This is a genomic window from Rhizobium bangladeshense, from assembly GCF_017357245.1.
Taxonomy (GTDB): Bacteria; Pseudomonadota; Alphaproteobacteria; order Rhizobiales; family Rhizobiaceae; genus Rhizobium; species Rhizobium bangladeshense.
The window spans coordinates 219,724-241,604 of sequence record NZ_CP071613.1; the positions used below are offsets into that span (position 1 = coordinate 219,724).

Annotated in this window: 20 protein-coding genes; 17 read left to right on the plus strand and 3 right to left on the minus strand. The window is 62.3% G+C overall.

The window, feature by feature from the left end; translation table 11 throughout:
* Positions 1–38: 38 nt before the first annotated feature.
* The 3 genes from J2J98_RS22010 to J2J98_RS22020 all read right to left on the minus strand — a co-directional run bounded on the left by J2J98_RS22010 (position 39) and on the right by J2J98_RS22020 (position 3,240).
* Positions 39–1,892, minus strand: a complete 1,854-nt coding sequence (locus J2J98_RS22010) for an ABC transporter ATP-binding protein (RefSeq protein ID WP_207603450.1) — start codon at positions 1,890–1,892, stop codon at positions 39–41.
* Positions 1,893–2,090: 198 nt separating this feature from the next.
* Positions 2,091–2,411 (minus strand): hypothetical protein, encoded by a 321-nt coding sequence (locus J2J98_RS22015; protein WP_207603451.1) that lies wholly within the window; start codon positions 2,409–2,411, stop codon positions 2,091–2,093.
* Between the two features lie 124 nt (positions 2,412–2,535).
* Complete coding sequence (locus J2J98_RS22020; RefSeq protein ID WP_207603452.1) at positions 2,536–3,240, minus strand: transcriptional regulator NanR; 705 nt, start codon at positions 3,238–3,240, stop codon at positions 2,536–2,538.
* Positions 3,241–3,416: 176 nt separating this feature from the next.
* On the opposite strand from J2J98_RS22020, the gene oiaX reads away from it, so the two are divergent.
* The 17 genes from oiaX (at position 3,417) to J2J98_RS22105 (ending at position 21,872) form a co-directional block, all read left to right on the plus strand.
* Positions 3,417–4,673, plus strand: a complete 1,257-nt coding sequence (gene oiaX, locus J2J98_RS22025; protein ID WP_207603453.1) for a 3-oxo-isoapionate-4-phosphate decarboxylase OiaX — start codon at positions 3,417–3,419, stop codon at positions 4,671–4,673.
* Positions 4,674–4,678: 5 nt separating this feature from the next.
* Entirely contained in the window at positions 4,679–6,016 is a 1,338-nt protein-coding gene (locus J2J98_RS22030) for a four-carbon acid sugar kinase family protein (protein ID WP_207603510.1), read from the plus strand.
* Position 6,017: 1 nt separating this feature from the next.
* Complete coding sequence (locus J2J98_RS22035) at positions 6,018–6,821, plus strand: triose-phosphate isomerase (RefSeq protein ID WP_207603454.1); 804 nt, start codon at positions 6,018–6,020, stop codon at positions 6,819–6,821.
* The gene (gene derI, locus J2J98_RS22040; RefSeq protein ID WP_064708403.1) at positions 6,818–7,264 is read left to right on the plus strand and encodes a D-erythrulose-4-phosphate isomerase; all 447 of its coding nucleotides are present in this window, start codon (positions 6,818–6,820) and stop codon (positions 7,262–7,264) included. Before J2J98_RS22035 ends, derI begins: the two co-directional genes overlap by 4 nt.
* Before the next feature lie 78 nt (positions 7,265–7,342).
* Positions 7,343–8,170 (plus strand): phosphogluconate dehydrogenase C-terminal domain-containing protein, encoded by an 828-nt coding sequence (locus J2J98_RS22045; RefSeq protein ID WP_138394645.1) that lies wholly within the window; start codon positions 7,343–7,345, stop codon positions 8,168–8,170.
* Positions 8,171–8,267: 97 nt separating this feature from the next.
* A complete protein-coding gene (locus J2J98_RS22050; RefSeq protein WP_207603455.1) occupies positions 8,268–9,209 on the plus strand; it encodes a D-ribose ABC transporter substrate-binding protein in 942 nt (313 codons plus the stop codon).
* A 73-nt stretch (positions 9,210–9,282) separates the two neighbouring features.
* Complete coding sequence (locus tag J2J98_RS22055) at positions 9,283–9,927, plus strand: DUF2291 family protein (RefSeq protein ID WP_138394644.1); 645 nt, start codon at positions 9,283–9,285, stop codon at positions 9,925–9,927.
* A complete protein-coding gene (locus J2J98_RS22060) occupies positions 9,924–11,474 on the plus strand; it encodes a sugar ABC transporter ATP-binding protein (protein ID WP_138394643.1) in 1,551 nt (516 codons plus the stop codon). The genes J2J98_RS22055 and J2J98_RS22060 overlap by 4 nt, the downstream gene beginning before the upstream one ends.
* Entirely contained in the window at positions 11,471–12,535 is a 1,065-nt protein-coding gene (locus J2J98_RS22065) for an ABC transporter permease (RefSeq protein WP_054185406.1), read from the plus strand. The genes J2J98_RS22060 and J2J98_RS22065 overlap by 4 nt, the downstream gene beginning before the upstream one ends.
* 1 nt (position 12,536) lies before the next feature.
* Entirely contained in the window at positions 12,537–13,571 is a 1,035-nt protein-coding gene (locus J2J98_RS22070; RefSeq protein WP_207603456.1) for a Gfo/Idh/MocA family protein, read from the plus strand.
* The gene (apnL, locus tag J2J98_RS22075) at positions 13,568–15,415 is read left to right on the plus strand and encodes a D-apionate lactonase (protein WP_207603457.1); all 1,848 of its coding nucleotides are present in this window, start codon (positions 13,568–13,570) and stop codon (positions 15,413–15,415) included. Before J2J98_RS22070 ends, apnL begins: the two co-directional genes overlap by 4 nt.
* Before the next feature lie 56 nt (positions 15,416–15,471).
* A complete protein-coding gene (locus J2J98_RS22080; protein WP_138394639.1) occupies positions 15,472–16,476 on the plus strand; it encodes a dihydroxyacetone kinase subunit DhaK in 1,005 nt (334 codons plus the stop codon).
* A gap of 3 nt (positions 16,477–16,479) precedes the next feature.
* On the plus strand, positions 16,480–17,124 hold the full coding sequence (dhaL, locus tag J2J98_RS22085; RefSeq protein ID WP_207603458.1) for a dihydroxyacetone kinase subunit DhaL: 645 nt from the start codon (positions 16,480–16,482) through the stop codon (positions 17,122–17,124).
* Between the two features lie 70 nt (positions 17,125–17,194).
* Positions 17,195–18,448: an ABC transporter substrate-binding protein gene (locus J2J98_RS22090; RefSeq protein ID WP_138394637.1), complete on the plus strand. Its 1,254-nt coding sequence runs from the start codon at positions 17,195–17,197 to the stop codon at positions 18,446–18,448.
* A gap of 92 nt (positions 18,449–18,540) precedes the next feature.
* The gene (locus J2J98_RS22095) at positions 18,541–19,440 is read left to right on the plus strand and encodes a carbohydrate ABC transporter permease (protein ID WP_138394636.1); all 900 of its coding nucleotides are present in this window, start codon (positions 18,541–18,543) and stop codon (positions 19,438–19,440) included.
* Positions 19,441–19,493: 53 nt separating this feature from the next.
* Positions 19,494–20,321, plus strand: a complete 828-nt coding sequence (locus J2J98_RS22100; protein ID WP_260693497.1) for a carbohydrate ABC transporter permease — start codon at positions 19,494–19,496, stop codon at positions 20,319–20,321.
* Between the two features lie 30 nt (positions 20,322–20,351).
* Positions 20,352–21,872, plus strand: a complete 1,521-nt coding sequence (locus tag J2J98_RS22105; protein ID WP_207603460.1) for a DUF5060 domain-containing protein — start codon at positions 20,352–20,354, stop codon at positions 21,870–21,872.
* The last annotated feature ends 9 nt before the right edge of the window (positions 21,873–21,881 follow it).

The following is a 21,881-nucleotide window of genomic DNA, read 5'->3' on the forward strand; positions in this document are numbered from 1 at the left end:
TCCGTGAGTCAAGCCGTGACAGCCGCTGCTGCTCCAGCTCAGTCGATTTCCTCGGGGATGAAGCCGCCGGTCTGGCGCTTCCACAGCCGGGCAAACAGGCCGTCCTGCTCGACCAGTTCCTCCGGCCGGCCTTCTTCCACGATGCGTCCGTGGTCGAGCACGACGATCCGGTTCATCCTGGCGATGGTTGAGAGGCGATGCGCGATGGCAATAACCGTCTTACCCTCCATGACAAGATTCAGCCTTTCCTGGATGGCGGCTTCGGATTCGCTGTCGAGTGCGGAAGTCGCCTCATCGAGGACAAGGATCGGCGCGTCCTTCAGCAGCACGCGGGCGATGGCGACGCGCTGGCGCTGGCCGCCAGACAATTTGATGCCGCGATCGCCGACGAAGGCCTCATAACCCTTCCGACCTTCGCTGTCTGTGAGACCGGTGATGAAGGCATCGGCGCTTGCCATCTTCGTCACCCTTTCGATCTCTTCCTGCGTCGCCTCCGGCCGGCCGTAGCGGATATTGTCGCCGACTGAACGGTGCAGCAGCGCGACATCCTGGGCGATCACGCCGATCGCGCGACGAAGGCTTGATTGGGTCACCGCGCGAATGTCCTGGCCGTCGATCAGGATCGCGCCTTCCTTGATATCGTAAAACCGCAGGAGCAGGTTTGCGAGCGTCGTCTTGCCGGCCCCGGAGAGGCCGACCAGCCCGACCTTCTCGCCAGGCCGGACCGTCAGCGACAGTTTCTCAATTACAGCTTTGCCGGACTTATAGGCGAAGCGGACGTTTTCGAAACGGATCTCACCCCGTTCCACTTTGAGTTCGCTCGCATCCGGCCGATCGGTGATCGTCGGCGGTGTCGTCATGACGGGCATGGCATCCTTGATCGTGCCGATCGCCTGGAAGATCTGTTGACCCATCTGCAGGAAGACGAAGATCTGCGACGATAACCGGTTGAGAATGTAGACCGCGCCGACGAACTCGCCGACCGTGAGGAAGCCATTGACCAAGCCGGAAAATCCGATCGCCAGCATGGTCAGCCACAGCAGCGTGTTGAGGATGACGACTGTCACCTCTGACGAGCGGTAGATGCGCTGCTCGCTGTGCTGCGTCTGCACGGCCTTGCCGATGATGCGCCGGATTGCGCCAGCCTCGCTATCTTCGGCCGCGAACTGCTTGATCATCTGCATGTTGGTGTAGAGATCGGTAATGGCGCCGGCGACCAGGCTGCGCTGCTTGGCGGTGCGGCGCGAGCGCTCGACAAAGATCGGCACGACCCGGGCGGTGAAGGCGATGTTGAACGCGATCCAGACGACGACAGGCAAAGCAAGCTGCCAGGCGAGCGTGCTCAGCAGGATTACCGAGCCTATCAGTTGCATCAGGAAGCGCGGGATGGATTGGAAGCCGGCAAGGATCTGCTGCTGGACGGCGGAGGAGACCTGCTGCAGTCGCGAGGAAACCTGGCCGGCATAGAGATCGTGGAAGAAGGCGAGATCCTGCCGCTCGACAGCCTTGTGGCCCTGCCATTGAATGGCGGCCGGCATTGCAATGCCTAACGTATGCGAATTCAGCGTATTGAGCACGAAGGACACGATCGGCATGACGGGAAAGATCAGGACGCCGAGAACGGTCAGCAGCCGCCATTCATTGCACAGAAAGGCGGAAGCACCCTGCTCAGTCACGCCGTCGACGATGACCGAAAGCCCCCAGACGATCGTCAGGTTGATCGCCTCCATCGCCATCGAAGAAAGCGCCAGCGCAATCAGCACGCCGCGGAACATCGCGATGAAATGCAAAAGCACCGTCACCGGCCCCTTTGAGGGCAGCGGCCGGTAGGGAATATCGAGCGGCCGGATCAGCGTTTCGAAGGGACGGTAGATCGCATCTGAAATCGACATGGGCCACTCGGTCAAGTGTTGGGAGAACGGGCGAGGGACTCAAGGCTACGCAGGCAGGGATAGGACCACCTTGCTGCTGCAATCTCAACGAGAATTTTGGTGAATGGTGGGGACGGAAAGCTGTCGGGAGAAGAGGGACCAAGCGGCTTGATTATAAAAAACCCCGCCGAAGCGGGGTTCTTTAGGCAAGAAAGCCGGTCAGTTGTTATGCGCTGCGCAGGCTTCGTCCATCGGGGTAGCGTTGCTCCTGCCGCCCTGCGTCTGGAGATTGTCGGAGTTGTTCACCGGATCGGGGCATTTGACCTTGTCCGTTTTCATTGTGCCGCCGGTGGTTGAGCCGGTCGTGGTGGTATCGGTGGCCATCGGCTTTTTGGCTTTCGTGTCGCTGCCTGCGCCACCGCCCTGGTCGGCGGTATTCTTGTCGATCGTGGCGCCAGCCGGAGCCGGATTGGACTGGGCGAAGGCTGATGTCGCCATGCCGAGTGCGAGAAGCGAGGCTGCTACGAGTTTCATACGCATCCTGATATCCTCCTGGGATGTTGCGTGATTGACCCATCCACAACCTCGCCGGCACATCATTGTTCCGGAGCTGCTGACGACAAATTACGCCAGGTGCCCGGACCATCAGGATCCGCATAGAGTGCTACTTCGTATAAAGCGCCCGTGACCTCTCGAGATGCTTCAGGAGCGCCATCTCCGATCCATCGACGTCGTTGGCCTCGAGGCGGTCGACGATTTCGTCATGTTCGGCGAGCGTGAACTTTTCCTTGCCGGTCCAGATCAGCATCTCGGTGTGATATTCCTTCAGCCAGGCGAGCATCGCCTCGCTGACGGCGACGTAGATCGGATTGCCTGATATCTGGGCGATGCGGGTGTGGAATTCCATATCGGCATTGATGAATTCCTCAGCCTGCCCAAGCGAGGCGCGCTGGCGCTCGATGATATTCCTGAGGTCGCTGATGTCGTTGGCCGAGGCGCGCTGGGCCGCCTCGCGCGCCATGCCGCGCTCGAAGAAGATGCGGGCGCTTTTCAGGTGCTCCAGCGAATCCGCCGATTGCGACAGCATGATCTTGGCGGTGAGATCGACCTGCCGGAAGATCGATTTTGCCGTCAGCCGCAGGACCTTCGCGCGTTCGCCGTGCGAGATGCTGACGAGGCCCTTGTTGGCGAGCGACTGCATGGCTTCGCGGATGGCTGGCCGGCCGACGCCGAAGCGTTCCATCAATACCCGCTCGGACGGCATTTCATCGCCGGGCTGAAGCTCTCCCGAGGTGATCATCCGCTCGAGTCGATCAAACACTTCGTCGGAAAGCTTCCGGCGGATGATTTGTTCGATGGGTTGGGTCATGAGATCTCGCTGGCTCAAAATGTCTCCTCCTAACAGTTTTCCGGACCAAGGACAAAGCTTGGGACCAAAATTTGCGCACCCGAAAATTCCGCTTTCCATCGATTGGAATACTCATTATACCAGATCACGAGTTGATGCCATGGCAATCTGCCTGGCGAGAGGAGCAGCCGTCCGTCATGATGATAACCCTGACCTACCGCATCGAAACGCCCGGCAGCGTCGAGGCGATGGCGGACAAGATCGCAAGCGACCAGTCGACCGGAACCTTCGTACCGGTTCCCGGCGAGACCGAAGAGCTGAAAGCGCGTGTCGCCGCCCGCGTGCTGGCCATCCGCCCGCTTGAAGAGGCGGCTCATCCGACCTGGCCCGAGGCCGCACCCGGCACGCGGCTCCACCGCGCCGACGTCGACATCGCGTTCCCGCTGGAGGCGATCGGCACGGACCTTTCGGCGCTGATGACCATCGCGATCGGCGGCGTCTATTCGATCAAGGGCATGACCGGCGTCCGCGTCGTCGACATGAAGCTGCCGGAGGCTTTCAAAACCGCCCATCCCGGTCCGCAATTCGGCATTGCCGGAAGCCGGCGGCTGACCGGCGTCCAAGGCCGCCCGATCATCGGCACCATCGTCAAGCCGGCGCTCGGGCTGCGACCGCACGAGACGGCGGAACTGGTGGGCGAGCTGATCCACTCCGGCGTCGACTTCATCAAGGACGACGAGAAGCTGATGAGCCCGGCCTATTCGCCGCTCAAGGAGCGCGTCGCGGCGATCATGCCGCGCATTCTCGATCACGAGCAGAAGACCGGCAAGAAGGTGATGTATGCCTTCGGCATCTCGCATGCCGATCCGGACGAGATGATGCGCAACCACGATATCGTCGCGGCCGCCGGCGGCAATTGCGCCGTCGTCAATATCAATTCCATCGGCTTCGGCGGCATGAGCTTCCTGCGCAAGCGCTCCAATCTGGTGCTGCATGCGCATCGCAACGGCTGGGACGTGCTGACGCGCGATCCGGGCGCCGGCATGGATTTCAAGGTCTACCAGCAATTCTGGCGGCTGCTCGGGGTCGACCAGTTCCAGATCAACGGCATTAAGGTCAAATATTGGGAGCCGGACGACAGCTTCGTCGCCTCGTTCAAAGCCGTCAGCGCGCCGCTCTTCGATGACGCCGATCGGCCGCTTCCGGTCGCCGGCTCCGGCCAATGGGGCGGGCAGGCGCCGGAGACTTATCAGCGCACCGGTCGTACCATCGATCTTCTCTATCTCTGCGGCGGCGGCATCGTCAGCCATCCCGGCGGCCCGGCGGCCGGCGTTCGCGCCGTGCAGCAGGCCTGGCAGGCGGCGGTTGCCGACATACCGCTGGAGATCTACGCCAAAGACCATCCGGAGCTTGCCGCCTCGATCGAGAAATTCAGCGACGGTAAGGGCGCGTGACCGTCATGACTGAGCTTCTCGTCAGCTACTACGGCGATGATTTTACCGGCTCGACCGACGTCATGGAGGCGCTGGCTTCGCGCGGCGTCGAGACGGTGCTGTTCCTCGGCCTTCCCACGCCGGAGCTGCTCGCACGGTTCAGGCACTGCCGGGCGATCGGCATTGCCGGAACGAGCCGCAGCGAAACGCCGACATGGATGGAACTGCATCTGGTGCCCGCCTTCGACTGGCTGCGCTCGCTCGGAGCGGCCGTCTGCCATTACAAGGTTTGCTCGACCTTCGATTCCAGTCCCGGCGTCGGCAATATCGGAAAGGCGATCGAAATCGGCGGCAAGATCTTCGGGCAAGCAATCGTGCCTGTGATCGTGGGCGCGCCGCAGCTGAAGCGATATACGGCTTTCGGCAATCTCTTCGCCGCCTATCAGGGCCGCGTCTTCCGCATCGATCGCCACCCGGTGATGAGCCGCCATCCCGTCACTCCGATGGACGAGGCGGATCTTGCAGTGCATTTGTCGAAACAGACCTCGCTCCCTGTTCTCCTCGCCGATCTGGTTTCGATCACGGCTGAAGATGCCGATCTGCGCATCGACGCGCTGGCGTCGAGCCCGGGAGGCATCCTGCTCATCGACGTCGATTCCGAGGCGACGCAGACCGCCGCTGGCCGGCAGCTGCTGCGCGTGGCCGGCCGCTCCGGCAGCTTCGTCGCCGGTTCGTCGGGAATAGAATATGCCCTGCTCGACGCCTGGCGGCGGATCGGCGTCATCGGCGAAAGCAGCACCGAATTTCCCGATCCAGGCCCTGTCGACCGTCTCGCCGTCGTCTCGGGCAGCGTCTCGCCGACGACCGAGCGGCAGATCCGCGCCGCCGTCGAGAACGGCTTCGAGGCCATTGCGCTGGATCCGCTGGCACTGGTTTCGGAGACCGGCGAAAGCGCAGTGGAGGCGGCCGTGCAGGCCGGCCTCGGCAAGCTCAGGGAAGGCAGGAGCGTCATTCTCTATACCGCGCTCGGTCCATCCGCCGACCGCGGCGCCGATATCGACAGGCTGCCGGGCGCGCGTCATCGCCTCGGCAGCGCGCTCGGCACGATCCTGCGCAGGCTGATCGAAGCGGAGGGGCTTTCGCGCGCGGTCGTCGCCGGCGGCGACACGTCAAGTCACGCGCTGCGGCAATTGAAGATCGACGCGCTGACGACGCTGCTGCCGCTTCCCCAGACGCCGGGCTCGCCGCTCTGCCTCGCGCATGGCGACTATCCCGCGACCAATGGCCTGCAGATCTCGCTCAAGGGCGGCCAGGTCGGCACCGACGGCTATTTCACACAGATCCGCGACGGGAGGAGAAACTGAGATGGTCGTCTGGGTCGGCACCAGTTTCAAGATGAACAAGACGCTGGAGGCAGCGCTCGCCTTCGCGCGCCGCCTCGCCGATGCGGACCCTGACCGCGATCCCCGCGTGCAGCGCTTCGTCATTCCCTCCTTCACAACGGTGCGCGAGGTCAAGCGCGTGCTTGATGAAACCTCTGTGAAAGTCGGCGCCCAGAACATGCATTGGGAGGATGCCGGCGCCTGGACCGGCGAAATTTCTCCCGTGATGCTGAAGGATTGCCGGCTCGATCTCGTCGAACTCGGCCATTCCGAACGGCGCGAAGATTTCGGCGAGACCGACGAAACCGTCGGCCTCAAGGTTTCGGCTGCGATCCGCCATGGGCTGACGCCGCTCATCTGCATCGGCGAGACCTTGCCGGAGCGCCACGAGGGTCTGGCCGATAGCGTGCTGCGGCGGCAGGTCGAGGCGGCCCTGCGCGGCGTCGGCACTGAGGCCGACAAGGCTCCGATCCTGCTCGCCTACGAACCCGTCTGGGCGATCGGCGTCAACGGCATTCCGGCGACGGCCGATTACGCTTCGGAGCGGCACGGCAGGATCGCCGAAGTGGCGAAGGCCGTTCTCGGCCGCCCGGTGCCCGTCCTCTACGGCGGCAGCGTCAATCCCGGCAATTGCGAGGAACTGATCGCGCAGCCGCATATCGACGGCCTGTTCATTGGCCGCTCCGCCTGGTCCGTCGAAGGTTATCTCGACATCCTCGGCCGCGTCAGCGCGGCGATCGATCGCTCATCTCCACCCCAGACGGCGAGTGAAAGGAAACTGCCATGAAAATCGCGATTGGCGCCGACAGCGCCGGCAAACCGCTCCTGGACGTTATTGCCGCCCATCTCTCGGGCAAGGCGGACGTCGAAGTGCATGATCTCAGTCAATCCGGCTTCTATGCCGATCTGTCACAGCGCCTCGCCCAGACGATCGTCAACGGCGAACATGAGCGCGGTATCCTGTTCTGCGGCACCGGCATCGGCGTGTGCATTTCCGCAAACAAGGTTCCGGGGATCCGTGCCGCACTGACTCACGACACCTATTCCGCCGAGCGAGCGGTAAAATCGAACAACGCCCAGATCATCACGATGGGTGCGCGCGTTATCGGACCTGAACTGGCAAAGTCCATCGTCGACGTCTGGCTCGCCTCCGAATTCGACCCCAACGGCCCGTCGGCCGGCAACGTGAAGGCGATCGATCGGCTTGATGCGGAAAAACACGCGCCTTGAACACGCAAGTAGTGATATGGTGATTGACTCATTATACCAGTATATGATCCTATCCAGAACTGAAAAGGTGAGGAAAACATGACGAAGATTGCGCTCTTCGGGGCCGGCGGCAAAATGGGATACCGGCTTGCCAAAAATCTGAAAGGCTCGCGCTTCGATGTGCGCCATGTCGAGGTGAGCGACGCCGGCAAGGCCCGACTGAAGAACGATCTCGGCCTCGATAGCGTGCCTGTCGACGCCGCGCTCGACGGCGCCGAAGTGGTCATCCTTGCCGTGCCGGATACGGCGATCGGCAAGGTCGCGGCGGGTATCGTCGACAAGCTTGCGCCCGGCACCATGGTGGTGGCGCTCGACGCTGCGGCACCCTTTGCCGGCCACCTGCCAAAGCGGGACGACCTCACCTATTTCGTCACCCATCCCTGCCATCCGCCGATCTTCAACGACGAGACCGACATGCAGGCCAAGAAGGATCATTTCGGCGGTCTGTTTGCCAAGCAGCACATCGTCTCGGCGCTGATGCAGGGCCCGGAAAGCGCTTACGCGCTCGGCGAGGAGATCGCGAAGATCATTTGGGCGCCGGTCATGCGTTCGCACCGGGTCACGGTGGAGCAGCTCGCCATGCTGGAGCCCGGCCTTTCAGAAACCGTCTGCGCATCGCTGCTCGTCATCATGCGCCAGGCCATGGACGAATGCGTGGCGCGCGGCGTGCCGGAACAGGCCGCCCGCGACTTCCTGCTCGGCCATATGAACGTGCTCGGCGCGGTCATCTTCAAGGAAGTCGACGGCGTGTTCTCGGATGCCTGCAACAAGGCGATCGAGTTCGGCATTCCGGCGCTGATGCGCGACGACTGGAAGAAAGTATTCGAACCGCAGGAGATCGCCGAAAGCATCCGGCGCATCACCTGAACCGGCCCGGGGAGGCAAAGCCCTCCCCCGCAACCGCTCCGGAGACGGGGCACCGCTCCGGGGAGAACGGGGCGTCATTCACCACAGGGAGGAAAGAATGAAACTGACGCGCAGACTGACACTTGCAGCTTTTGCCGGCGCATTGGCGCTCGGAACGGCCATGCCGGCCTTTGCCGCCGATCTCATCGCCATCATCACTCCGGCGCATGACAATCCCTTCTTCAAGGCCGAAGCCGTCGGCGCCGAGGCCAAGGCGAAGGAACTCGGCTACGAGACCCTTGTCATGACGCATGACGACGACGCCAACAAGCAGTCGGAAGTGATCGATACGGCGATCGGGCGCGGCGCCAAGGCGATCATCCTCGATAATGCCGGCGCGGACGCTTCCGTCGCCGCCGTCAAGAAGGCCAAGGATGCCGGCATTCCCTCCTTCCTGATCGACCGCGAAATCAACGCCACGGGCGTTGCCGTCGCGCAGATCGTTTCGAACAATTATCAGGGCGCGCAGCTCGGGGCGCAGGAGTTCGTCAAGCTGATGGGCGAGAAGGGCAATTATGTCGAGCTCGTCGGCAAGGAATCCGACACCAATGCCGGCATCCGCTCCCAGGGCTATCATGACGTCATCGACGATTATCCGGAGATGACGTTGGTCGCCAAGCAATCGGCCAACTGGAGCCAGACGGAAGCCTACTCGAAGATGGAGACCATCCTTCAGGCCAACCCCGACATCAAGGGCGTCATTTCGGGCAATGACACCATGGCAATGGGGGCGATCGCCGCCCTTCAGGCAGCCGGCCGCAAGGACGTGATCGTCGTCGGCTTCGACGGTTCAAACGACGTGCGCGATTCCATCAAGTCGGGCGGCATCAAAGCGACCGTCCTGCAGCCCGCCTATGCCCAGGCGCAGCTCGCGGTCGAACAGGCGGACGCCTACATCAAGAACAAGACGACGCCGAAGGAAGAGAAGCAACTGATGGATTGCGTTCTCATCAACGCCGACAATGCGGACAAGCTTGAGACCTTCGCCCTGACGAACTGATCAGCGGCGTTTGGCAGAGGGTGCGTGATCGCACCCTCTGCAATACGTTTGCAAGACCTCGAGGTTAACCCGGATGCTGAGAATGAAGGGCGCCCTGCTCGCTGCCGTCGTAGCGGCGGCCTTGCCCGGCTGTAAGATCATCAAGACGCCGACCGCCGAGGAGAAGGCGGCCGCAGCGGCGAAGACCGCCTTCGACCCATATGCGAAGGTCGAGGCGATCTGGCAGCCTCAGGTGGTGCCTTATTTCGAAAAGCGCGCAGGCGAGCTGAAGGATGTCATGCAGCTCGTTGCCACGAGCCCTGATACCGCGGGCGAAAAATACGGCAACCCCCACAAGCAGAGCAGCTCGCCTTGGACCTACGCGGTGAAGATCACCGGCAAGATCGTTGCCGCCGATACGGCCTCCCGCGCGGCGACGCTCGACGTCGACGCGGACGGCGACGGCAAGGCCGATGCGAAAGTGCAGATCGGACCTGCGTTGCGCGGCACGGCTCTCCGCGACACGCTCGATTTCGTCAACTTCAACGAGTTCAAGAACCAGATCGAATGGGCGCAGTTCGGCAAGGCGTTCAACGAGAAGGCCAATACCGCCTTTCTCTCCGCTGTCCCTCGTGATGGCCTGGCAGGCAAGACGGTGACGGTGATCGGCGCGTTCCCTCTGCCGAAAAGCGGCGAGCTTCCGCTCGTGACGCCTTCGGAATTGAAGGTGGCGTCATGACGGCCGCAGAGATACATCAGGACGATGTCATCCTGCGCCTCGACGACGTGTCGAAGGTCTATTCCGGCATCGTCGCCGTCAAGCGCGCCAATCTGGAGCTGCGCCGCGGCGCGGTGAACGTGCTCGTCGGTGAGAATGGCGCCGGCAAGTCGACGCTGATGAAGATTATTGCTGGTGTCGAGCGCCCGACGCTCGGCCGCATCATCCTGGATGGCGAGCCCGTCTCCTTCGACAGCCCGGCCCAGGCGCAAGCGCACGGCATCGGCATGATCTTCCAGGAACTCAATCTCTTCGCCAACATGTCGGTGGCCGAAAACATCTTCGCAAGGCGCGAGATCACCCGCGGACTGCTCGGCATCGATCATAAGGCGCAGGTCGAGAAGGCCAACGAATTCCTGCGGCGCCTCGATGCCGGCATCGAGGCCGATGCCATGGTCGAGGACCTGCCGATCGGCCAGCAGCAGCTCGTCGAGATCGCCAAGGCGATGTCGCTGAACGCCCGTATACTGATCATGGACGAGCCGACATCGGCGCTTTCGGCGGCCGAAGTCGAAATCCTGTTCAAAGTGATCGCAGAGCTGAAGGCTCAGGGCGTCGCGATCGTCTATATCTCGCACCGGCTGGAAGAGCTGATGCGGATCGGCGATTACATCACCGTACTGCGCGATGGCCAGGTCACTGGCCAGGCGATGGTGCGCGACATCGACACGCGCTGGATCGTCCGCTCGATGATCGGCTCCGATGCCAAGGATTTCGCGAAATCCGTCACCCATTCCGTCGGCGAGGAGGTCTTCCGCGCCGAAAATGTCAGTCTTCCCCGGCCGACCGGCGGGCTTGCGGTCGACGATGTTTCGCTGTCGGTCAGGGCGGGCGAGATTCTCGGCATTTACGGCCTGATGGGCGCGGGGCGCAGCGAATTCTTCGAATGCGTGATCGGGCGACATACGCATTCGACCGGCAAGGTCTTCATCGACGGCAAGGAAGTCCGCGCCCGTGACACGACGCGGCGCATCCGCCGCGGCCTCGCCCTCATTCCGGAAGACCGGCAGCGCGAGGGCCTGGTGCAGGTGCTCTCCATTGCTTCCAACCTGACGCTTGCGAGCCTTTCACGTTTCACAAGGCTCTTCCATATCGACAGCGGCGCGGAAAAGAACGCGATCCAGGAGGCGATCCGCGATCTCTCGATCAAGGCGCCGAACCCTGATTTCGAGGTCACCTCAATGTCAGGCGGCAATCAGCAGAAGGTCGTCATCGGGAAGGCGCTGATGACCAATCCGAAGGTGCTGCTGATGGACGAGCCGAGCCGCGGCATCGATGTCGGCGCCAAGGCCGACGTCTTCCGCACCATGCGCCGGCTGGCAGCCAATGGGCTCGCCATCCTATTTTCTACTTCCGACCTCGAAGAGGTCATGGCGCTTTCCGACCGCATCGCAGTGTTGAGCAACGGCCAGCTGATTGCCGTGTTCGACAGGGACGAGGCGACGGAGGAGGCCATTATCGCGGCTTCGGCCAAGGGACACGGACATCAAGGGAAACTCGCGTCATGATGGCGGCAACCTCCACCACTCTTGCGCCGAAGGGCGCCAACGGCTCGGCGCTTCTGACGCTGATGAAGCTCAGGACCTTCATTGCGCTTTTCGCCGTCATCATCTTCTTCGCGATCTTCGCGCCGAATTTCACGTCGACCGCGAACATGATCCTGATGTCGAAGCATGTGGCGCTGAACGCCTTCCTGGCGATGGGCATGACATTCGTCATCATCACAGGCGGCATCGACCTCTCGGTCGGATCAATCGTCGGGCTCTGCGGCATGGTCGCCGGCGGGCTGATCCTCTATGGCATCGAGCTGCCGATCGGCTACACCATCTATTTCAATCTCTTCGAGATCGTGCTGATCACACTGTCGATCGGTCTCATCATCGGTCTGATCAACGGCCTCTTGATCACCAAACTCAACGTCGCGCCCTTCATCGCCACGCTCGGCACGCTCTACGTCGCCCGCGGCCTGGCGCTTCTGTCGTCGGATGGTCAGACCTTTCCGAACCTCGTCGGCCGGCCCGAATATGCCACGACCGGTTTTGATTTCTTCGGTGCGGGACGCATTCTCGGCCTGCCGGTATCGATCTGGATCTTGATCGTGCTGGCGCTCGCGGCCGCCTATGTCGCCCGCTCGACGCCGATCGGCCGCCACATCTTCGCCGTCGGCGGCAATGAACGGGCGGCGCGCATGTCCGGCATCCGAGTCGATGTCGTGAAGATCTTCGTCTACATGTTCTCCGGCCTCTGCGCGGCGATCGTCGGCGTCGTCATCTCCTCCGAGCTGATGGCGGCGCATCCGGCGACCGGCGAAAGCTTCGAGCTCAATGCAATCGCCGCGGCCGTTCTCGGCGGCACCTCGATGTCGGGCGGGCGCGGCACGATCGGCGGCACGATCATCGGCGCCTTCGTCATCGGCATCCTCTCCGACGGGCTCGTCATGATGGGCGTCTCCTCTTTCTGGCAGATGGTCATCAAGGGCCTAGTCATCATCATCGCCGTGGTCGTCGACCAGGCGCAGCGCCGCCTGCAGCAGCGCGTAACCCTCATGCAGATGGCAAAGGCAGGTTGAGATGACGGAATTGAAAGGCGCCCTGATCGGCTGCGGCTTCTTCGCCATCAACCAGATGCATGCCTGGAATGATGTCGACGGCGCTGACATCGTCGCGATCTGCGACCGTGATCCTGGGCGCCTAAAGATCGTCGGCGACCAGTTCGGTATCGAACGCCGCTACAGAGACGCCGAGGCGATGTTTGCCGATGGCGGCTTCGATTTTGCCGATATTGCCACGACAGTCCAGAGCCACCGCGCATTGGTGGAGATGGCCGCCCGCAACAGGGTGCCGGCCATCTGCCAAAAACCCTTTGCAAAGACGTTGTCGGACGCGAAGGCGATGGTTGAGGCCTGCCGCAATGCCGGCGTCGCCTTGATGGTGCACGAGAATTTTCGCTGGCAGACCCCGGTTCAGGCGGTGCGAAAGGCGCTCGCTGCCAACGCAATCGGCAAGCCTTTCTGGGGGCGCTTCTCCTTCCGGTCGGGCTACGATGTCTTCTCCGGCCAGCCCTATCTGGCGGAAGGCGAGCGCTTCATCATCGAAGATCTGGGCATTCACACGCTCGATATCGCCCGATATATCCTTGGTGACGTCAGTTCGCTGACGGCCCGGGCAGAGCGGGTCAACCCCGGGATAAAGGGCGAGGACGTCGCGACCATTCTGCTCGATCATGAAAACGGCGCCACCTCAGTGGTGGACGTCAGCTATGCCACAAAGCTCTCGAAGGAGCCGTTTCCCGAGACCCTGATCGAGCTCGACGGTGCTGAAGGCACGATTCGCCTGAGCCAGGGCTACCGCCTCGAAATCACCAACGGCAGGGGTACCACCACGATGGACGTCTCTCCGAGGCTGCTGCCTTGGGCTTCGCGGCCCTGGCACAATATTCAGGAGAGCGTCGGCGCGATCCAGCAGCACTGGGTTGATCAGCTCAAACGCGGCGAGGAGCACTCGACCTCGGGGGCCGACAATCTGAAGACCTTTGCGCTCGTTGAGGCCGCCTATGACAGTGCCGCTCAGAGGAAGACAGTCGATGTGAAGGCGATGCTGCGATGACCACTGATGCCTTCGCGCTCTACGGCACCCGCGCTCAGGAGAAGCAGCCGGTCCGCCTGACGGCCGGAAAGCTGACGGCCGATCTCGCCGACGGCAACCTGCGTTCCATCCGCTACGACGGGAGCGAGGTGCTGCGGGCTATTTCCTACCTCGTTCGCGACCGGGACTGGGGCACCTACAGCCCTGAAATCGCCAATCTCAGGATCGAGCAAAGCGGGGACTGCTTCGAGGTTGCTTATCAGGCTCGCTGCGACGGGCCGGGCGCAACAAAGCTCTCTATCGACGTCCGCATCTCGGGAGGCCAGGGCCGGCTCGACTTCGAGGCCGAAGCCGTCACCGAAACCGGCTTCGAGACCAACCGCTGCGGCTTCTGCATCCTGCATCCGATCGTCGGAGTTGCCGGTTCGCCGGCGACGGTAGAGCATGTCGACGGCCGCATTGTCGAAACGCGTTTTCCCGATCTCATCGAGCCCTGGCAGCCATTCAAGGACATGCGCGCCATCACCCATGAGGTCATGCCCGGGGTTGCGGCGGAATGCCGGATGGAGGGCGATACTTTCGAAATGGAGGACCAGAGGAACTGGTCCGATGCCTCCTACAAGACCTACGTACGGCCGCTCGCCCTGCCCTGGCCTTATCAAGTTCAGGGCAGCCAGCCTGTCCGGCAGAAAACCTCGCTCATCATCAGGGATGCTGGCTCTTCCGAAAAACGCTCCTCGGTCGTTACGCCGGGCGCGACGATCAGCCTCAAACTGGGAACGCGGACCGGCACAATGCCCGGCGTCGGCGTGATCGTGACGCCGGAGGAGGCCGATGCGACCCTCGCGGCTGCGTCCCTGCTGTCTCAGATCGCGCCTCGCGAGCTTCTCTTCCATTTCGATCCGGATGCCGGGCACGGCGCCGAAGCGCTGAAGAGTTTTGCCGCAATCGCTGCTCTCCATCGCGGCCGCTCGACGTTGGAGATAGCGCTCCCCTGCAAGTCGTCGCCGGCGAGCGAGGTTGCCGAAATCGCCCGCCAGATGCAGATGGCGAAGTTCAAACCGGATGCAGTCCTGATCTCGCCTTCCGTCGACCGGCAATCGACGCCGCCGGGCAGCAAATGGCCGGACTGCCCTCCCCTCGAAGACGTCTATGCCGCCGCGCGCGCCGCTTTCCCCGAGACGCGCATCGGCGGGGGCATGCTGAGCTATTTCACCGAACTCAACCGCAAGCGTGTGCCTGCGGGTGAGATCGACTTCGTCAGCCATTGCACCAATCCGATCGTGCATGCGGCCGACGATCTCAGCGTCATGCAGACATTGGAAGCGCTGCCCTTCATCACCCGCTCCGTGCGCGCGATTTACGGCGATAAGCCCTATCGCATCGGCCCCTCGACAATCCCGATGCGGCAGAATCCCTATGGCAGCCGCACGATGGACAATCCCTCCGGTGGCCGCATCCCGATGGCCAATCGCGACCCACGCCATAACGGCCGCTTCGCCGGGGCTTTCGCGCTCGGCTACGCAATCCGGGTGCTGGATGCCGGTCTCGAATGCCTGACGCTTTCGGCCCTGGCCGGTCCCTTCGGCCTGGTCGCGGGCCCTGATGAGCCGACCGAACAGGGCGGGCGTCGGCCACTCTTCAACGCTGTGCGCACTTTGTCTGGCTTGGCGGGCGCCTCCTGGCAGGAATGCGTCTCGTCTTCGCCCTCCGACGTTCTCGCTTTTATTGCCGTGGATGCCGCAGGCGCTAAGCTGCATATGGTCAACCTGACGTGCGAAGAGCGAAAGGTCGACTGCGGCGCATTGGGCGGAGATGTGCTGCTCGCGCCCTTCGCGATCGCTGTCTTGCCGCTGGCGCATTGACCTCCGGCGCGCCAGCCGCATCTATGCAGGTCGGAGCTCGTTAAGGGAGGATCGGCGTGAAGACGAAGAAGCTTATCAACGCAGGCGCGGATGCGGTCGACGAGATGCTGCAAGGGATTCTTGCGGCACATCCCGACCACCTCTATGCGGTGGAAGACATGCCGCGCGCGATCATCGCCAGAAACGGCCCGCGCAAGGGCAAAGTCGGGCTGGTGATCGGCGGCGGCTCGGGACACGAGCCGACCTTTCTCGGCTACGTCGGCAAGGGACTCGCGGATGCGGCTGCGATCGGCAATGTCTTCGCCTCGCCGCCGCCCGATCCGATCATGGCCTGCGCGAGGGCGGTCGACGGCGGCGCCGGCGTGCTGTTCATGTACGGCAATTATGCCGGCGACGTGATGAACTTCGACATGGCTGCCGAAATGCTGGCGCTCGACGAAATCGAGGTCCGCACCGTGCTTACGACCGACGATGTGGCGTCGGCCCCTTCCGATCAGGGGGAGAAGCGGCGCGGCGTGGCCGGCAATGTCTTCATCTTCAAGGTCGCTGGTGCTGCCTGCGACCTGCTTTATTCCTTCGACGAAGTCGAGCGCGCCGCCCGCCACGCCAATGCGCGAACCTATACAATGGGGGTTGCGCTCTCGCCCTGTTCGCTGCCCCAGACATTGAAACCGAACTTCCAGATCGGCGAGGACGAGATGGAGATCGGCATGGGCATCCATGGCGAGCCGGGCACGGCCCGCGGTCCGCTGAAGTCTGCCGACGTCGTGACCGACGAATTGATGGACAACATTCTCCGGGAAATGAAGGCAGATCGGGGCGACCGTGTCGCCGTGCTCGTCAATTCGCTCGGCTCCACGCCGATGATGGAGCTCTACATCATGATGAGGCGCGTGAAGGCGCGGCTCGATGATGCCGGGCTCATCATCCATACTTCACTCGTCGGCAATTACTGCACGTCGCTCGAGATGGCCGGAGCGTCCGTCACGCTCATGCATCTCGACGACGAGCTTCGGCGGTTGATCGACCATCCCTGCGATTGCGCCATGTTCAAGAGGTGATCGATGGCAATCTTCACCAAAGACCTGCAGCGCCTGTTTGTCCTGATCGCCGATGATATTGCGGCGCATCGCGACCATCTTTGCGAACTGGACGGCGTCATCGGCGACGGCGATCATGGCCTTGCCATGGATGCGGGCTGCGAGGCGGCGGCCAAGGCCGTCGGCGCGCTCGACCCCGCGCAGACTGCGCCGACAGCCGCCTTCAACGCCGCGGCAAAAGCATTCCTGAATGCGGTCGGCGCATCGTCCGGCCCGCTCTATGCCACAGCCTTCATGCGCGCCGGCGCCGCCGTCAAGGACAAGTCCGACCTCAGCGACGACGACTTCCGGCGTGCTTTCGCGGCGATGGCGCAGGGCATCCAGGAACGCGGCAAGGCCGAGCCCGGCGAGAAAACCATGGTGGACACCTGGCGGCCCGCGGCCGACGCCGCCCTCGCTCCTGCGTCCGGGACGTCCCTCTCCGAAGCTCTCGACATGGCAGAGCGGGCAGCGCGCCAAGGCTCAGAAGCGACCAGGAACATGACGGCGGCCAAGGGGCGGGCATCGCGGCTGGGGGAGCGGGTGATCGGGCATATCGATCCCGGCGCTGCTTCGGCTGCGATCATCATCGCTTCGATCGCAAAATTCGCGCGGCAGCATAATGGTTAGCTCATCATACCAGTTGACATGCTAATCATTACCTGCGACAAGGAGCCCGGCTTTACAAGAGGAGGACGTAATGCTGACCCTTTCCGCGAAATTGAAGACTGCGAGCATCATCGCGATCGCCATGGCGTCTTTCGCCGCCAGGCCGGTTCTCGCCGAAGACATCACCCTCTGGACCCTCAACTTCGACAACAATGCCGCCAACACGGCGCTGAAGAAGGCGGCTTCGGATTTCGAAGCAGCAAATCCCGGAACGCATGTCGAAATCGTCCAGCGCGCCGTCGACGAGCACAAGACGGCGCTGCGCGTCGCTGCCGGCTCCGACAAAGGCCCCGACATTTACTTCAGCTGGGCGGGTCTCGGCCTCGGCGGCGAATATGTGAAGGCCGGCCTCTCCCTGCCGCTCGACAAATATTACGCCGAATACAAGTGGACCGACGAATTGCTGCCGTCGGCAGCGGCTTTTGCCGACCTCTATCCGGGCGGCAAACACGGCGTTCCCTTCACCTTCAAGGGCGAAGCCGTCTATTACAACAAGAAGCTTTTCGAACAGGCCGGCATCACCGAAGAGCCGAAGACCTATGACGAGCTTCTCGCCGCGGCCGAGAAGCTGAAGGTCGCCGGCATTCCCGCCTTTACCTTCGGCGGCACGGTCAACTGGCACGTCATGCGCCTGATGGACGTCATTCTCGAGACCAAGTGTGGCGCTGAGAAGCACGACGCGCTGAAGGCGATGACGCTGGACTGGACCAAGGAGCCCTGCGCGGCGGATTCCTTCGCCGAATTTGCCAAGTGGACGAAGGACTATACGCTGCAGCCCTTCATGGGCATCGACAACAAGCAGTCCTACAGCCTCTTTACCGCCGGCCGCGCGGCGATGATGCTCGAAGGCGACTGGCTGGTCAGCCAGATGAACGGCTCGGGCGCCAATCTCGACGATTACGGCATCTTCCCCTTCCCCACCAATACCGAGCGCCTCTACGGCTTTGCCGAGTACAATTACATCAGCACCAAGAGCAAGAATCCCGACATCGCCGCCAAGTTCCTCGACTATTTCCTGTCGACCAAGGTGCAGCAGGACCTGCTCGGCCAGCTGAGCTCGACCTCGGTCAACAAGAACGTGCAATATGCCAACCAGAAGCCGCTCGAAGCGGAGTGGCTCGGCATCTTCCAGAAATACGGCAAGGTCTACATGAACGGCGACCAGGCCTTCCCGCTCGACGTGACGACGGAATATTTCCGCGTTATCAATGACGTTGCCTCGGGCAATACCGAGCCGGCCGAAGCGGCCAAGCAGCTGCAGAGCTTTATCGCCAGCAGAAGCTGATTCCTCCCAAGCACCAGCCGATCGATCGCGATGTCGATCGGCTGCACATTCTTTTCGTGAGCTGGCTGCAAGCGCCGCGCCAGGAGGAAAGCATGTCACTTCGACAATCGACACATGACCCGCGTGCACAAGCGCTCATCCTGCTCGTGCCGGCACTGGCGATCTATGCGGTCTTTGCGCTCTACCCGATGCTGAACGTCGTGATCCTCAGCTTCCAGAAATGGAACGGCCTCGATCCCAACCGGCAATTCGTCGGCATTGCCAATTATTCGGCGATCTTCACCAAAGATCCGGTCTTCTGGGTGGCCTTCCGCAACACGGTGATCTGGACCGCAATGAGCCTGATCTTCCCGCCGATGGTCGGGCTGCTCCTGGCGCTCAGCCTCAACCAGAAAATCTTCGGCCGCAACGGCCTGCGCGCCATCTTCTACCTGCCCGTCATCATCGCGCCGATTGCCGTCGCCACCATGTGGAAGTGGATGTACGACCCCTTCTTCGGCCTCTTCGCCCAGCTGCTGACCTCCTGGGGAATGCAGGGTTGGATCAAGGACTGGCTTGGGAATAGGGATATCGCTCTTTACTCCGTCTTCGTCGCCTATCTCTGGCAGACGGTCGGCTTCTCGATGGTGCTGTTCCTGGCGGGCCTGCAGAATGTCTCGCAGACGCTGGTCGAGGCCGCCCGCATCGACGGCGCCGGCCGCTGGGCCGTGTTCAAGCATGTGACGCTGCCGGCGTTGCGCCCGACGATCACCATCGTACTCGTCCTTTCCACCATCTCGTCGCTGAAAGCCTTTGATATTGTCTACGGCCTGACCGGCGGCGGCCCGGCCCAGTCCACCCAGATGCTGGCGCTCTGGGCCTTTACGCAGGCCATGCAGATCTTCGATTTCGGCCGGGGTGCGGCGATCTCCGTCGTGCTGCTGCTGATCACCATGGCCGTCGTCATTCCCTATTTGAGATGGACCCAAAAGCACGAGGAGGTCGAATCGTGACAGCAGTATCGAGCGACCACGCCGCCGTGAACCTGGAAGTCCGGCCGTCGTCGATGAAGCGGGACCCCGTCCTGATTGGTCTCTGGATCGCGCTCGTCCTCGTGGCGCTCGTCTGGGTCGCGCCCTTCGTCTTCATCGTCTTCACCTCGCTGAAGTCGCCGGCGGCAGTGACGAGCACGGGCGCCTTCATGCCGCCCAACGAGCTTGCCTATGACAATTACAGCGCTGCCTGGAGCCGCGGCAATTTCGCCAACTCCTTTTTCAACAGCGTGATCATCACCGTCATCAAGGTGCCGCTCGGCCTGTTTCTTTCGGCCATGGCCGCCTATGCGCTGGCCAAGATCAGGCTGAGGATCAGCAAGGCGCTGCTGCTCCTCGTCGTCTTCGGCACGATGATCCCTTTCCAGGTGATGCTGGCGCCGCTCTTCACACTCGTCAATTCCTTTGGGCTGATCGACACTTATCCCGGCGTCATCCTTCCCTACATCGCCTTCGGCGTGCCCTACCAGGTCTTCATCCTGCATGGCTTCTTCAAGAGCATTCCTAAGGAGCTCTCGGAAGCGGCGCTTATCGACGGCGCAAGCCATTTCACCATCTTTCGCAGGATCTTCCTGCCGGTGTGCCTGCCCGTGCTCGCCGCATTGCTCATTCTCGATTTCGTCTCCACCTGGAACGAATTCGCCATGGCGCTGGTGCTGCTGCAGGACCAGCACATGTGGACCCTGCCGCTCGGCCTGATGTCCTTCCAGGGCCAGTTTTCCAGCAATTACGGCCAGCTTAACGCCGCGATCGTCATGACCGTGCTTCCGGCGACGATCGTCTATCTCATGTTTCAGCGCTACTTCGTCTCCGGCCTCACCTCCGGCGCCGTCAAGGGCTGATCGCGGAATCATTTTACGAGGAGAGACAGAATGTCCGAGGCAACAGTCGAAAAATGGGGTGTGTTCGAGGCTTCCTTCGAGGGGCCTGCCGGCGGCAATCCCTATCTCGACGTGGCATTCGATGCCGTCTTCACCCATAAGAGCCGCGAAGTCCGCGTGCCGGGCTTCTATGACGGCAACGGTACCTACCGCATCCGCTTCATGCCCGATTGCGAAGGCGAGTGGTCGTTCAAGACGCGCTCCGGGACTTCAGCACTCGACGGCAGGACCGGCGCACTCACTGCAATCTCGCCTTCATCAGGCAATCACGGCCCGGTGCGGGTCCGCAACAAATTCCACTTCGCCTATGCCGACGGGACTCCGTTCCTCTCCTTCGGAACGACCTGCTATGCCTGGACGCACCAGCCGCTCGAAATGCAGAAGCAGACGCTGGAGACGCTCAAGAAGGCGCGGTTCAACAAGATGCGTATGGGCGTGTTTCCCAAGGATTACCCCTACAACGTCAACGAGCCGCTGCATGCCTGCTTCGAGCGGGGAGCCGACGGGAAAGAGGATTTCAACCGCCCGAACCCGGCTGCCTTCCAGCACTTTGAAAAGCAGGTCGCCGCACTCTGCGACCTCGGCATCGAGGCCGATATCATCATCTTCCATCCCTATGACCGCTGGGGTTATGCCGACATGTCGGCCGAACAGGATTTCCGCTATGTCGAATATCTGGCCGCCCGCTTTGCCGCATACCGGAACGTCTGGTGGTCGCTCGCCAACGAATATGACTTCCTGATCGACACCAAGCCGATGGCGCAATGGGACCGCTACTTCCACATCCTGGAGGAAAACGATCCCTACCAGCACCTGCGCTCGATCCATAATGGCGACGTGACGGCGAATTTCGATCACCGCAAGCCGTGGGTCACCCACACCTGCATTCAGAATCCCGACGTCAAGCGGACCCAGGAATGGCGCAACGCCTATGGCAAGCCCGTCATCAACGACGAGCCGGAATATGAGGGCGACATCCTGCAGTCCTGGGGCAATCTTCATGCGCAGGAGCTCGTGCACCGTTTCTGGATCACAATGGCGCGCGGCGGTTACGCCGGCCACGGCGAGACCTATTCCCATCCCGAGGATCTGATCTGGTGGGCCAAGGGCGGCGAACTGCGGGGCGAGGCATGGAAGCGCATCGGCTTCTTGCGCGACCTGCTGGAGGCCGACGTCAAGCACGGTCTCGAGCCGCTCGGCGTCATTGGCGAATGGCCCTGGTCGCGCGTTTCGGGCGCCCGTGACGGCGACGGCGATTTCCGCCTGATCTATTTCGGCGAGCATCAGCCGGTCGTCTGGTCCACCGGCCTGCCGGTCGATGGCGACGATTACGACGTCGATATCATCGACACCTGGGAGATGACGATCACGCCGGCCGAGAAGGTCGCGGCACCCGTTCCGCATCCGACCCGCCACGGTTCGGTCGTGCGCGGCGGCAAGCCGGACGCCGCCTTCGGCGTAAAAATCCCGCGCAAGCCGTATCAGGCGCTGCGCGTGCGCAGGAAGCGCTAAAAGAGTCGG